The organism is Falsiroseomonas oryziterrae, assembly GCF_021864505.1.
Lineage (GTDB): Bacteria > Pseudomonadota > Alphaproteobacteria > Acetobacterales > Acetobacteraceae > Falsiroseomonas > Falsiroseomonas oryziterrae.
In genome coordinates this window covers 20,027-33,184 of record NZ_JAKJIB010000014.1, presented here as the reverse complement: position 1 = coordinate 33,184, position 13,158 = coordinate 20,027, and the positions used below count along the sequence as shown (strand labels likewise).

At 72.0% G+C, this 13,158-nt stretch carries 12 protein-coding genes and 1 pseudogene; 7 read left to right on the top strand and 6 right to left on the bottom strand.

The annotated features are described in order from the left end of the window. Positions 1 to 169 precede the first annotated feature (169 nt). Positions 170 to 619 (bottom strand): RrF2 family transcriptional regulator, encoded by a 450-nt coding sequence (locus L2I40_RS02900; RefSeq protein ID WP_237213356.1) that lies wholly within the window; start codon positions 617 to 619, stop codon positions 170 to 172. Positions 620 to 762: 143 nt separating this feature from the next. On the opposite strand from L2I40_RS02900, the gene cysK reads away from it, so the two are divergent. Next, positions 763 to 1,791, top strand: coding sequence for a cysteine synthase A (cysK, locus tag L2I40_RS02895; RefSeq protein ID WP_372490994.1), 1,029 nt, complete (start codon positions 763 to 765; stop codon positions 1,789 to 1,791). Between the two features lie 155 nt (positions 1,792 to 1,946). On the opposite strand, the gene L2I40_RS02890 is transcribed toward cysK, so the two are convergent. The 3 genes from L2I40_RS02890 to L2I40_RS02885 are packed head-to-tail and all read right to left on the bottom strand — an operon-like array spanning position 1,947 to position 3,174. Continuing rightward, entirely contained in the window at positions 1,947 to 2,090 is a 144-nt protein-coding gene (locus L2I40_RS02890) for a hypothetical protein (protein ID WP_237213355.1), read from the bottom strand. Then, positions 2,087 to 2,218 carry a hypothetical protein gene (locus L2I40_RS24440; RefSeq protein ID WP_272910927.1) on the bottom strand — a complete coding sequence of 44 codons (132 nt, stop codon included), beginning with the start codon at positions 2,216 to 2,218 and terminating at the stop codon, positions 2,087 to 2,089. The genes L2I40_RS02890 and L2I40_RS24440 overlap by 4 nt, the downstream gene beginning before the upstream one ends. Beyond that, a complete protein-coding gene (locus L2I40_RS02885) occupies positions 2,215 to 3,174 on the bottom strand; it encodes a Bug family tripartite tricarboxylate transporter substrate binding protein (protein WP_237213354.1) in 960 nt (319 codons plus the stop codon). The genes L2I40_RS24440 and L2I40_RS02885 overlap by 4 nt, the downstream gene beginning before the upstream one ends. Positions 3,175 to 3,547: 373 nt before the next feature. Between L2I40_RS02885 and L2I40_RS02880 the strand changes: the two genes are divergently transcribed. From L2I40_RS02880 to L2I40_RS02865, 4 genes are read left to right on the top strand one after another with little or no spacing between them, the layout of a single operon-like run. Beyond that, positions 3,548 to 4,633, top strand: a complete 1,086-nt coding sequence (locus L2I40_RS02880; RefSeq protein ID WP_237213353.1) for a methionine ABC transporter ATP-binding protein — start codon at positions 3,548 to 3,550, stop codon at positions 4,631 to 4,633. Positions 4,634 to 4,638: 5 nt separating this feature from the next. After that, entirely contained in the window at positions 4,639 to 5,292 is a 654-nt protein-coding gene (locus tag L2I40_RS02875; RefSeq protein ID WP_456305722.1) for a methionine ABC transporter permease, read from the top strand. Between the two features lie 16 nt (positions 5,293 to 5,308). After that, positions 5,309 to 6,106: a MetQ/NlpA family ABC transporter substrate-binding protein gene (locus L2I40_RS02870; RefSeq protein WP_237213351.1), complete on the top strand. Its 798-nt coding sequence runs from the start codon at positions 5,309 to 5,311 to the stop codon at positions 6,104 to 6,106. 11 nt (positions 6,107 to 6,117) lie between these two features. After that, positions 6,118 to 6,915 carry a MetQ/NlpA family ABC transporter substrate-binding protein gene (locus L2I40_RS02865; RefSeq protein ID WP_237213350.1) on the top strand — a complete coding sequence of 266 codons (798 nt, stop codon included), beginning with the start codon at positions 6,118 to 6,120 and terminating at the stop codon, positions 6,913 to 6,915. A gap of 24 nt (positions 6,916 to 6,939) precedes the next feature. On the opposite strand, the gene L2I40_RS02860 is transcribed toward L2I40_RS02865, so the two are convergent. Both L2I40_RS02860 and L2I40_RS02855 read right to left on the bottom strand, forming a co-directional pair. Continuing rightward, positions 6,940 to 7,596, bottom strand: coding sequence for a Bug family tripartite tricarboxylate transporter substrate binding protein (locus L2I40_RS02860; RefSeq protein ID WP_237213349.1), 657 nt, complete (start codon positions 7,594 to 7,596; stop codon positions 6,940 to 6,942). A 55-nt stretch (positions 7,597 to 7,651) separates the two neighbouring features. Continuing rightward, positions 7,652 to 8,266 (bottom strand): annotated as a pseudogene (locus tag L2I40_RS02855) (IS256 family transposase); the annotation flags it as partial. A gap of 466 nt (positions 8,267 to 8,732) precedes the next feature. Here L2I40_RS02855 and L2I40_RS02850 point away from each other — a divergent pair. Further along, complete coding sequence (locus L2I40_RS02850; protein WP_237213348.1) at positions 8,733 to 8,912, top strand: hypothetical protein; 180 nt, start codon at positions 8,733 to 8,735, stop codon at positions 8,910 to 8,912. 1,004 nt (positions 8,913 to 9,916) lie between these two features. Then, positions 9,917 to 13,096 (top strand): CheR family methyltransferase, encoded by a 3,180-nt coding sequence (locus L2I40_RS02845; protein WP_237213347.1) that lies wholly within the window; start codon positions 9,917 to 9,919, stop codon positions 13,094 to 13,096. Positions 13,097 to 13,158 lie beyond the last annotated feature (62 nt).

The window sequence follows — 13,158 nt, the reverse complement described above, 5'->3', positions numbered from 1 at the left end:
CGGGCCTGTGCTCTTCCGATCAGCACCCGGCCGGCGCCTGGGCGGTGCGGGGCGCACCCTGCCGGCTGCACCTCCGCGGCGCGCAGGTCTTCGGGGCGAGCGGCGCGCAGGGCCGCGCGACGCCGCTGGTGGAGCGCGCGGCCGTCCTCGGCTGAGTTCGCGCCGAAATCTAGATGGCGAAGTCGAGCGGCTCCGTCCGCGGCCGGACGAGGCCCGCGGCCGCGGCGCGGCGCAGCAGGTCGCTGACCGTCAGGGCGGCCAGCCGCTCCTGGACCGAGGCGGCCAGTTCGCCCCAGAGCGGGGCGGTCACCGCAGCCGCCAGACGACCGGCCGGCAGCGGCGGATCCTCATCCTCGGCCGCCACCGCCGCGACCACCTCGGCGAGCGTGATGGCGCGCGGCGCGCGCGCCAGGCGATAGCCGCCCCTTGGCCCGCGGATGCTCTCCAGGATATCGGCCCGGCTGAGCGCCTGCAGCACCGGCTCGATCCCGCGCCGCTGCGCGCCGAGCCGCTCCGCGATCTCCGCGGCGCCGGTCAGATCCGCACCTCGGCCGGCGTGGAAGGCCACGTCCAGGGCGATGTCGATCGCGAGCATGGCGCGGTCGCGGCGCAGCAGCATGGGACGCATGACTCCGGGCGGGGCGACGCTGATCTACGCCGACCCTCCGTAGAAATCCAGGACCGCCCGCGTGCCGGGGACTCCAGGCTCGGCCGGCCTGGACACCCCGTTTCCACGACATCAGGTCGTGATAAGGGATCGGCATGGCACAGCAAGACGAGCGCCCAGGCTGCGCGCCGGCCGGCGGAACGCAGGCCGTTGCAGGAGCATCGCCGGCGAGGCTCGCTCCGGCGCGCGGGCGGCTGTTCGGCAGCATCGTGGAGACGGTGGGCGCCACGCCGCTCGTGCTGCTGCCCCGGCTCGGCGCCTCGGCCGGGCTCGCCGCGCGGCTGGCGCTGAAGCTCGAATTCTTCAACCCGCTCGGCTCGGTGAAGGACCGCATCGGCCTCGCCATGGTCGAGGCGGCGGAGGCGGAGGGGCTGATCGCCCCCGGACGCTCCGTCCTGGTCGAACCCACCTCGGGCAATACGGGGATCGCGCTCGCCTTCGTGGCGGCGGCGAAGGGCTACCGGCTCATCGTTGTGATGCCCGACGGGGCGAGCGTCGAGCGGCGCAAGATGATGCGCCTGTTGGGAGCGGAGCTCGAGCTGACGACGGCGCGGCACGGGATGACCGGCGCCATCGCGCGCGCGCAGGAGATCGTCGCGGCCACACCCGGCGCCTGGATGCCGCGGCAGTTCGACAATGCCGCGAACCCGGCCATCCATGCCGCGACGACCGCCGAGGAGATCTGGAGCGACACCGGGGGCCAGGTGGATGTCGTCGTCGGCGGCATCGGGACCGGCGGCACGGTGACCGGCATCGCCCGCGCGCTCAAGCCGCGGCGACCGGGCCTTCGCGTGATCGGCGTGGAGCCGGCGGAAAGCGCGGTCCTCAGCGGCGACGAGCCCGGGCCGCATCGGATCCAGGGGATTGGCGCAGGCTTCTGTCCCGCCGTGCTGGAGCTCGCGGCGCTGGATGGCGTGATGCGCGTGTCCGAGCGCGATGCGCTCGCGGCAGCACGCCGCTGCGCGAGGGAGGAAGGGCTGCCCATTGGCATCTCCTCCGGCGCCGCGCTCCATGCGGCGCTCGAGGTCGCGCGCGATCCTCGCCTGGAGGGAGGCCTCGTCGTCGGCATCGCGGCCTCCTTCGCGGAACGCTACCTCTCGACGGAGCTGTTCGACGAAGCCTGATCCGGCAGGCGGCGACAAAGAAGCGGCCGAGCCCCGAAGGGCCCGGCCGAGTTGAATGGGAGGAAACGCCAGTCATGTCGCCCTAGCCGGCCGGCATGCGCCGGCCCCTCCGCCGGCGACGGGCGGAGCTCGATAACGCTATCGGCGGCAGCAGGTCATGGCGCGAGCGCCAGGCACAAAGACAGGTCGTCGCCGGCACGCGGCGTCAGCGCCGCCTCGGCCGCCGCCATCGCGCCGAGCGCCAGCGCCAGCAGCGCCAGCCCTTCCGCGGGCACCCATGCGAGCATCGCGAGGCTCATCCGATCCGCCCGAGCCCGGACAGCGTAAGAATGAGCGCCGTGCCGGCCAGCAGCGCGCCGGCGCGCAGCAGCGCCATCGCCCCGGGCAGGTAGCGGCGCATCGCGTGCCCGGTCCGCGTCGCGCTCATGCCGCCTCCGGCCGTAGGCCGACAGCGCGGGCGACGGCCGTGAAGCGAGCGGCCGTCTCGTGCAGGACGGCGCCGAAGGCCTCCGGCCCCAGGCCGGGCGTGTCGAAGCCGAGCGCGGCCAGGCGGGACTGCACCGTCGCATCCCGCAGGGCCGTCGCGCTGGCCACGTGCAGCGCCGCGATCACCGGCGCGGGCGTGGCCGCGGGGGCGAGCACGCCGATCCAGGTTTCCGCGACGAAGCCCAGCGCCACCGTCTCGGCGAAGCTCGGCACCTCCGGCGCGGCGGCGTTGCGCGCGGGGCCCGTCACACCGAGGCCGACAAGGCGCCCGTCGCGGATCTGCTCGATCGCGGCACCCAGCGTGACGATGCCGGCATCCACCTGGCCGCCGAGCAGGTCGGCGATCAGCGGCCCGCCGCCGCGATAGGCGATATGCTCCGGCCGGCCGCCGAGCGCGACGCCGAGCAGTTCCGATGCGAAATGCTGCGATGAGTTGAGGCCTGGAACACCGACATTGACCGCGCGCCCGCCGCGCAACCGCGTGGCATAGGCCGCGGCATCGGTGATGCCCGAGCGCGGATGTGTCACCAGCACCTGTGGGGCGGCGGCGCCGAGCAGCACGGGCGCGAGGCCCGGCAGCAGGGGCGTGGCGCCCGGCGGCGGCACGGCCTCGATCGCCACGAGCGTGTCGTTGGTGATCAGCAGCGTCTGGCCGTCGGCCGCCGCGCGAATCGCGGCATTGGTGCCGAGGCGAGACGCGGCGCCGCCGATGTTCTCGATGACGATGGACTGGCCGAGCGTGGCCGCCAGCGCCGGGGTGAAGGCGCGCGCAAAGGCATCCACGCCGCCGCCGGGCGGGAAGGGAACGATGGCCCGCAGGGGCCGGCCCGCCTGCGCCAGGCACGGCGTCGCGGCAAGCGTGGTCGCGGCGGCGAGCAGGTGGCGTCGGCTGAGCATGGGCGCGGTCCTTTTCGAAAGCGCTGCGGTGACGTCTGTGGCTTATTTCACGGCCCGACGCGAGTTTTTTTATTTCCACGTCCTGAGTGCGCCCCGACGTGCGGGCCAGCAGCCCGTGCACTGCCGAACGGGCGGAATCGGGAGAGGCGCGATTCCTCTGAATGCCCCGGAGAGAGGGGCTTCTTGGCGACGGAGAGCGCGGCGGGAGAAGCGATTTATTTATGCGCTCTTCCATCGTGTTTTATATTGACGCCGACATTCCGGCCCGTAGGTAGAAGGCCGTGTTCACCCGATCGTCGCGCCTCCATCCCTCCGGGCAACGCGCCCAAGGCCGCATCCGGCAGCCCCGCAGCTGGCGAGCCGCGTGATCGCGATGGCGAAGCTGCTTGCCTTGCCGCGCGCGCCGACCGCGCTGCAGCCTGAGCGCCCGCGCCCCGACGCCATCGCCCTCGACGGCGTCTCACGACGCTTCCCCGGCGGCGCCGTTGCGCTGGATGAGGTCTCGCTGGCGGTCCGCGAAGGCGAGGTGTTCGGCATCGTCGGCCGTTCCGGCGCCGGCAAGTCCACCCTCATCCGCACAGTGAACCTGCTGGAACGGCCGGATGCGGGTGCGGTCCGCGTGCTCGGCCGGGACATGCTGGCGCTCGACGATGCCGGGCTCCGCGCGGCGCGGCGCAGCACCGGCATGGTCTTCCAGCACTTCAACCTGCACACGCGCCGCACCGTCGCCGAGAACGTCGCCTTCCCGCTCGAGATCGCGGGCGTTCCCGCCGCCGAGCGCCGCGCCCGCATCGCCGAGCTGCTGCCGCTGGTCGGGCTGGAGGCGAAGCACGACGCCTATCCCGCCCAGCTCTCGGGCGGCCAGAAGCAGCGCGTCGGTATCGCGCGCGCCCTCGCCTCCCGTCCGCGCATCCTCCTCTGCGACGAGGCGACCAGCGCGCTGGACCCGGAGACAACGCGCGACATCCTCGCGCTGATCCGAGACCTCCGCGACCGGCTGGACCTCACGGTGCTGCTGATCACGCATGAGATGTCTGTGGTGAAGGCGGTCTGCGACCGCGTCGCCGTCATGGAGGCGGGGCGCATCATCGAGGCAGGCCGCGTCTTCGACGTCTTCACGCGCCCCGCGCACCACACCACGCGCAGCTTCGTCGCGGAGGTGATCGGCTACGACGTGCCGGCGGCGACGCTGGCGCGGCTGCCGTTGCCCACGCAGGGGCAGGCGCGCCGGCTCGCGCAGGTGCTGTTCACCGGGCCGCACGCGACGCGCCCCGTGGTGAGCGAGGCCAGCCGGCGCTTCACCCTCGACATCAACATCGTCTCCGGCCGCGTGGACGAGATCGCGGGAGAGCCCTTCGGCGTGATGACGCTGGCCGCGAGCGGCGCCGCCGCGGATGTCGAGGCCGCCTTCGCCTGGATGCGCGGCCTCGGCCTTCAGGTGACGGAGATGGACGCATGACCTGGCTGTCGCCCGCCCTGCAGGACCTGCTGGTCGAGGCGCTGTGGGACACGGTGGTCATGGTCGGCGCCTCGGCTGCCATCGCCGTCGCCTTCGGCCTGCCCATCGCGCTGCTGCTGCACGTGACCGCGCCCGGGGGTCTCAGCCCGAACGCGCTGGTCAACCGCCCGCTCGGCCTGGTGGTGAACGCCACGCGCTCCACGCCCTTCATCATCCTGATGGTGGCGATCGTGCCCTTCACGCGGCTCGTCGCCGGCACCTCGATCGGCACCGGCGCGGCCATCGTGCCGCTGGCGCTGGCCGCCACCGCCTTCCTCGCGCGTCTGTTCGAGAACGCGCTGCGCGAGGTGGACCGAGGCGTGATCGAGGCCGCGCGTGCCATGGGTGCGACGCGCCTGCAAATCGTCGCCAAGGTCCTGGTGCCGGAAGCGCTGCCCGGCCTGGTCGCTGCGACCACCGTCGCGCTCGTCTCGCTGGTCGGCTTCTCGGCGATGGCGGGCGCGGTCGGTGGCGGCGGGCTCGGCGATCTCGGCATCCGCTTCGGCTACCAGCGCTTCATGCCGGAGGTGATGGCAACCGTCGTCGTCATCCTGATCCTGTTCGTCCAGGGCCTGCAGTCCTTCGGGGATTGGCTGGTCCGGCGCCTCTCCCACCGTTGATGGAGTGCCTGTCCCGATGATCCATCGTCGCATCCTCGTCGCCGCCGCGCTGGCGACACCCTTCGCAGCCCGCGCGCAAGAGATCGGCAGCGCGCAGCGCCCCTTGCGCATCGGCGTCACCGCCGGCCCCCACGCGCAGGTGATGGAGAAGGTGCGGGAGATCGCGGCGCGGGACGGCCTCGCGCTGCGCATCGTCGAGTTCTCCGACTTCATCCAGCCCAATGCGGCGCTGGCGGCGGGCGACCTCGACGCCAACAGCTACCAGCACCAGCCCTTCCTGGATCAGCAGGTGCGCGACCGGCGCCTGCCGCTGGTCAGCGTGGCGAAGACGCTGGTCTTCCCGATGGGCGTCTATTCGCGGCGCCACCGGAACCTGGCGGCGATCCCGGCCGGCGGGCGCATCGCCATCCCGAACGACCCGACCAATGGCGGCCGCGCGCTGGTGCTGCTGGCAGCGCACGGAGCCTTCCGCTTGCGCGACGGCGCCGATTTCCGCGCCACCATCGCCGACGTGACAGACAACCCGCGCCGGCTGCGCATCGTGGAGCTCGAGGCCGCGCAGTTGCCACGCGCGCTGGACGAGGTGGAGGCGGCAGCCATCAACTCGAATTTCGCACTGCAGGCCGGGCTCAACCCGGTCCGGGATTCCATCGCGATCGAGAGCGCGGAGAGCCCCTACGCCAACCTGATCGCCGTCCGCCAGCAGGACCGCGACGCGCCCTGGGTGCGCCGCCTGGTCGCCGCCTACCAGACGCAGGAGGTGAAGGAGTTCCTCCAGGCGACCTTCCAGGGCGCCGTGGTGCCCGCCTTCTGAGGAGAACGCACATGCTCCGCCGTTCCGTCCTGACCCTGCCCGCGCTGATCCTGCCCGTTGCCGCCCGCGCGCAGGATCTCGGCAGCGCCGCCCGCCCCGTCCGCGTCGGCGTCACCCAGGGCGTCCACGCCCAGACCTTCGAGAAGGTGCGCGAGGTGCTGGCACGCGAGGGCTTCGCCACGCGCGGCATCGAGTTCGGCGACTTCATCCAGCCGAACGCCGCGCTCGCGGCCGGCGACCTCGACGCCAACGCCTACCAGCACCTGCCCTTCCTGGAGGCGCAGCGCGCGAGCCGCGGCTACGACTTCGTCCCCATCGGCCGCACCGTGCTGACGCTGATGGGCGTCTTCTCGCGCCGTCATCGCAGCCTCGATGCGCTGCCCGCCGGCGCGCGCATCGCCATCCCGAACGACCCGACCAATGGCGGCCGCGCGCTGCTGCTGCTGGCCGAGGCCGGCGCCTTCCGCCTGCGCCCCGGCGTGGACCACCGCGCGACGGTCGCCGACATCGCGGAGAACCCGAAGCGCATCCGCATCGTGGAGCTCGAGGCCGCCTCCATCGTGCGCGCGCTCGACGACGTGGACGCCGCCGCGATCACCGGCAACTTCGCCGTCCCCGCCGGCCTGAACCCGCTGCGCGACGCGCTGGCGCGGGAGACGGAGCGGAGCGTCTACACCGTGCTCGTCGTCGTCCGCCGGCGCGACGCGCAGGCGCCCTGGGCGCGCCGCCTCGCGGAGGGCTACGCGCATCCCGAGGTGCGCGCCTTCGTGCAGGAGACCTTCGGCGGCGCGGTGATGCCGGGCGCCTGAGCGCCCGGGCCCGCCGCGCGCGGCCTACTCGCCGCGGATCCCGAAGCGGCGGACCACCTCGGCGAAGCGCGCGGCATCGGCGCGGATCGCCTCGCCCAGCACCTCAGGCGCCTCCTCCGTCGGCTCGACGCCGAGGCCGGCGAGGCGGTCGGCGATGTCCGGCCGGCGCAGCCCGGCGCGGTTCGCCGCGTTGATCCGCGCGGCGATGGCCGAGTCGGTGCCGGGCGGCGCGACCAGCCCGTGCCAGCCGACGACGCTGAACGCGCCGAGGCCGAGCTCGCGCAGGGTGGGCACCTCGGGCAGCGCGGTGGTGCGCGCCTCGGGGCTCACCCAGAACGCCTTCAGCCGCCCGCCGCGGACATGGTCGGTCACCGCGCCGATGTTGATCACCACGCCCTGCAGCTGGCCCGCCAGCAGGTCGTTCACCGCCAGCGCGCCGCCCCGATAGGGCACATGGGTCCAGTTCGTGTCGGTCGCGCGGTTCAGCTGCTCGACCAGCAGATGGGCGAGGCTCGCATTGCCCGGCGTGCCGACGGCAGGCGGCCGGCCGCGCGCCGCCTCGACCCAGGAGGCGAAGTCGGTCGCCGGGTGGTCGGCGCGCACGACGAAGATCTGCGGCACGCGCACGCTGCGGTGGATCGGCGCGAAGCCGAGCGGATCGAAGCCCAGCCGCGGCGTCACGGCGCCGGTGATGGACAGCGTGTCGGACCCGGCGAGGATCGTGTAGCCGTCCGGCGCTGGTGCTGTGCAACTTCGTCCGGTGCGCGGCGGGGAAGTGCATGTAGGCGAGGACGTCCTCCTCGGCGCTTTCCATCAGCGTGGCGAGCTTGGGCACCTTGGGGCGGAGCTGGTCGGCCACCGTGCGCCACTGGGCGTGGGCGGCGGCTGCGTCCTCCTGGGCGTAGGCGGTGCCGATCCAGGCCGAGACGATGCGGCGCTGCGCCTTGCCTGCGTGGGCCAGCGCATTGCGGGCGAAGTGGACGCGGCAGCGCTGCCAGGTGGCGCGCAGCACCTTCGTCACGGCGGCCTTCAGGCCCTCATGTGCGTCGGAGACGACGAGCTTCACGCCCGCCAGGCCGCGCCGCTTCAGGCCGCGGAGGAAATCCAGCCAGAAGGGCTCCGCCTCGGAGCTGCCGACGGCCATGCCGAGGACCTCGCGCCGCCCGTCGGCGTTGACACCGACCGCGATGGTCACGGCTACAGGGACGATGCGCCCGGCCTCACGGACCTTCACGTAGGTGGCGTCAAGCCAGAGATAGGGCCAGTCGCCCTCGATGGGCCGAGCGAGGAAATCGCGAACGCGGTCATCGATCTCGGCGCAGAGGCGGCTGACCTGGCTGCGACTGATCCCCTCCGGCCGCCTGGTGGTGGCTGAGAGCCACAGCGATGGCCATGGCGACGCTGACGGTGCCGGTGGCGGGCTTGGTGCTGGCGTGGCTGTAGGAGCTCGCCACTCCAAAGACCTCGGCTTGGAGCACGTCAGCGCATCGGCTTATGCCGAACAGTGCTGAGGGGCCGACGGGGGAGATAGTTGGGGGGCCGCATCCCGATTGGTGCACGAAGTGAACCAACTTACGGCCCCCAGCCGGCGTCGTTGGCGCCGTCCCGGGCATCGCCGCTGTCGTCGTGACCGAGTAAAGGGTCACGCCAGTGGCACGAAGCTGAATTGCTTGACCACAAAAAGCCCTCGCGCATACCGTTAACCGCAACGAAGCGCCGTGACTTCGAGTTTGGGAAGGTGCGCGCCCGCACGGCGGCCTCCCGTCCAACGAGTTTTCGGTTCAAGGCGTCAAGATCTCGGCCGGGGAGTTCGGGTCATGAGGGAGCGTGTGTACCTTTTCGACACAACGCTCCGGGACGGCGCCCAGACGGTCGGAGTCAATTTCTCACTGCGCGACAAGATGGATGTCGCCACCCTCCTGGACGATCTCGGCCTTAGGAGGCGCTCAAGGACGAGACGACGGCGCTGCTGGCGGCCGAGGCGCTGCGGCTGCTGATCAACGCGATCCTGGTGCACCCGGGCGAGCGGCGGGGCGAGGTGTCGCTGAGCCTGCGGGGCGACCTGGCGGCCTTCCTGGAGATGGCCGAGGGGGAGAAGGCCAGCGACCAGCAGGCGGCCCGGAACGGCAAAGCCCCTGTTATCGCGAGGGATAACAGGCGCCGGTCGAGGATTACCGGGATTCAGGGATGCGGGGACGCGCAAGCGTCTTGATTTGCTGCTTATCGGATGATGCCGGGACGCACATCGGCTTATGCGCCGCGTAGCCGGTGCGGTCGAGGAAGGCCGGGTTGGCGAAGACGACGGGCTGCCCAGGCAGCCGGGCGTCCGCCAGCACGATCGGCTCGGTCCGGCGATCGAGCTTGGCTACGAAGCCCGGACCGGGGCTCAGGCCTCGGGCTCGCCACGGTGCACGGCTTCGCCCGGAAGTCCGGCGGGCACATCGACATCGACAGGCCGACCGGCCAGGCCACGACGGTGCGGCTCTTCCTGCCGGCCGCGCGCGCGCCGGACGCAGCAGAGGAGGAAGGGAGCCGGGCGCGGACCGAGGCTGCCGCCGATGCGGTCACCAGCGAGGATCTCGCCCTCGGGCGGGGCGTGCCGGCTGGCGCGAAAGTGCTCTCGAAACCCCATGCGGAGGCCGAACTGGCGACAGCCGTCGGGGGGCCCTGGCGACCGAGATCCTCGCCCGCCCGCTGCTCCGGCAGGCCGCTGCCGGGGAGAGCTGAGCGCGACAGGGTCACCCGAGGTGCCGCATTCGTGCAACGAGGCCGAAGCCGCTCCATGGTAGGCCGCCTGACGAACCGAGCCCCGGAAAGACCCGCCGGACCGGATCCCCCGGCCTTCTTGCGCCAAAGCGTCGGCCCGGACGGCTGGTGCGGGGCTGTGCCAACCAGGGGTCAAGGGGTAGGCTCGCCACGGACGCCGGGGCGCGGTCCCAGCGCGGCCCCAGCCGCAGCCCTCCCTCCCTGCAGGAGCGCGCGTGCCGCACCGGAGAACACGATGACCGAAGCCGAACAGTTCCCCGTCGTCGGGATCGGCGCTTCGGCGGGAGGCGTCGAGGCACTCCAAGGCTTCTTCCGCGCCATGCCGGTTCCGCCGCCGGCCATGGCCTTCGTCGTGGTGACCCATCTCGGCGCGAACCAGGAAAGCGCGCTGCCTGCGATCGTGGAGAAATGCACCGCGATGCCGGTGGTTCCCATGCGCGACGGCGAGCTCCTGCAACCGGGCCGCGCCTATGTCGCGGCGCATGACGCGCTCATCACCGTGGCCGACCGCAGGCTGGTGGTCAGCGGCCCCGCGGCGCGCCAACCGCGGGAGCGCCAGCCGATCGATCTCCTCTTCGCCTCGCTGGCCACGGACCTGGGCGAGAGGGCGATCGGCATCGTGCTCTCGGGCAGCGGCAGCGACGGCACCCTCGGACTGAAAGCCATCAAGGAGGCCGGCGGCCTGACCCTGGCGCAAGGCTCCAACGGCTCGGCGCCGCGCTACACCAGCATGCCGAGCAGCGCGGTGGCCGCGGGAGCCGTGGACCTGGTCATCCCGGTGGAACAGATGCCGGGCCGCCTCGCGGATCTCCTCGCACGACGCACGCAACTGGAGACGCTTGCCGGTTCCGGGGAGGGCGCAGGCGACCTCGCCGCGGTGCAAGACGAGATCTGCAACCTCCTGCGCATCGCCACCGGGCACGACTTCTCCGGCTACAAGGACAAGACCTTCTTCCGCCGCGTGCACCGGCGCATGCAGGTGCTGCAGGTCGAGACGGTGCCGGCCTACATCGCCGTGCTGCGGACCGACACCCAGGAAGCGGGACGCCTGTTCCATGACCTGCTGATCAGCGTCACCGGCTTCTTCCGCGATGCCGACGCCTTCGCCGCCCTCGAGACGAAGGTGATGCCCTCCCTCTTCGAGGGCCGGGGCGCGGACGACACCGTCCGCATCTGGGTGCCGGGCTGCGCGACGGGGGAGGAAGCCTACTCCATTGCAATCCTCGCACAGGAGGAGATGGCGAAGCGGGCCGCGCCGCCACGCGTGCAGATCTTCGCCACCGACATCGACGACGCCGCGCTCGGCGTGGCGCGGCTGGGCCGCTACCCGAAATCCATGATGGCTGGCGTCTCGGCGGAACGGCTGGCACGCTTCTTCCTGTGGGACGGCGCGCTCTACACGGTCACGCCGCACACGCGCGAGCTCTGCGTGTTCTCGAGCCACAACGTCATCCGGGATGCGCCCTTCTCGCGGATCGATCTGGTGTCCTGCCGGAACATGCTGATCTACATGGGCGGCCGGCTCCAGGAGCAGGTGATCCCCCTGTTGCACTACGCGCTTCGTCCGTCCGGCTTCCTGTTCCTGGGCGTCGCGGAGACGGTCACGCGCCATTCCGAGCTGTTCGCCCCGGTGGACAAGGCCCACCGGATCTTCCGCCGGCGCGACATGGTGGGGGTGGGCGTGCTGCCACGGCTGCAACCCGCCTCCCTCACGGTCCGCCGGCATTGGCCGCCCCCGGCCGTGTCGCGGCAGCCGCGCGCCAGTACCGCCGCGGAGCTGCGCCAGCGCGCTGCCGCCTTCGCCGCCGAGCTGTTCGCGCCACCGCTCGTCCTGGTGAACGCGGACGGCACCATCCTCCACCAGTCCGCCAACCTCTCGCGCTATCTCGAGCTTCAGCCAGGGCCGCCGAGCCACCACCTCGTGTCCCTGGCGCGGCGCGGCCTCAGGCCGGAGCTTCGCTCGGCGCTGCGGGAGGCGGCCGAGCGCCGCCAGCGCGTGGTCCGCCCGCGCGTCGAGTTCGAAGCGGACGGCGCGGTGCTCTGCGTGACGCTCACCGTCGCCCCGCTGCCGCAGCCGGATGGAGAGGAAGCGCTTTATCTCGTGGCCTTCGACGCCCACGAGGGTGCCGCGAAGCCCGCGGCGGAGGCTGCGCCGGGCGCCGCGAGCCTGCCGCGCGAACATCTGGTCGAGCAGCTCGAAGCCGAACTCCGGGAGAACCGCGAGCGGCTGCAGTCCATGTCCGAGGAGTACGAGACGGCGACCGAGGAGCTGAAATCCGCGAACGAGGAGATGGTCTCGGTCAACGAGGAGCTGCAATCGATCAACGAGGAGCTCGAGACCTCGAAGGAGGAGCTGCAGTCGGTCAACGAGGAGCTGCGGGCCAGCAACCTCGAGCTGACGGGCAAGATCGAGGAACTGGACCGCGCCAATGCCGACCTGCGCAACCTGTTCGACAGCACGCAGGTGGCGACGGTCTTCCTGGACCGGAACCTGGTGATCCGCAGCTTCACGCCGGCGGTGACGGCGATCTTCGACCTGGTGCCGGGGGATCGCGGCCGCCCCCTCAGCAGCTTCGCCGGCCATCTCGATGCCGTGGATGTCGGGCGCGAAGCCAGGCGCGTCATGGACGAGCGGACGCCGACCGAGCGGCGCGTGACCGCCCGGAACGGCGTCGCCCACTACCTGATGCGGCTCCTGCCCTATACCACCGCCGCCAGCACGGTGGACGGCGTCGTCGTGACATTCTTCGACATCACCAAGGTGGTGGAGGGCGAGATCCTCGGCAGTCTTGTCGACGAGCTGAACCACCGCGTGCGCAACATGCTGCAGGTGGTCTCGGCCGTCGCAAGGCACACGCTGCGGAGCGCCTCGAGCCTCGAGGAGTTCGGCACGGTGTTCGCTGGGCGCATCCGCGCGCTGGCCCGGGCGCATGAACTGGTGTCGGTCGGCGGATGGGCCGAGGTTCCACTGGTCGACCTCATCGAGAGGGAACTCGAGCCCTACCTGACGGGCGCCGACCGGCTGACCACGGCCGGTCCCCCCGTCCAGCTGAGACCCAAGGTCGCACTCGCGCTCGGGATGGTGCTGCACGAACTGGCGACGAACGCCGCCAAGTATGGGGCCCTCTCCGTCGAGGGGGGGCGGGTCACGATCGCCTGGGCGGAGGAAGATCGCGCCGGTGCGCCGCGCTTCATCCTGCGCTGGACGGAAAGCGGCGGCCCGAAGCCCGACCCGGCACCGACGCGACAAGGCTTCGGCTCGGAACTGATCGAACGCCAGATCAGCCACGACCTCGGCGGCACGGCCGAGATTGCGTTCGGAGAGGGCGGGCTGTCGGCCGTGCTGACGCTGCCTGTCGGCGTCATCGCCGAGATCGGCAGGAAGCCGCTGGAACCCGGCCCGCGGCAGGACTGAGCCATGCGGGCGGCAGCCGGGATGCCTCTCGGAAGAGTACGGCGCCGTGCCGAATGAGCCCA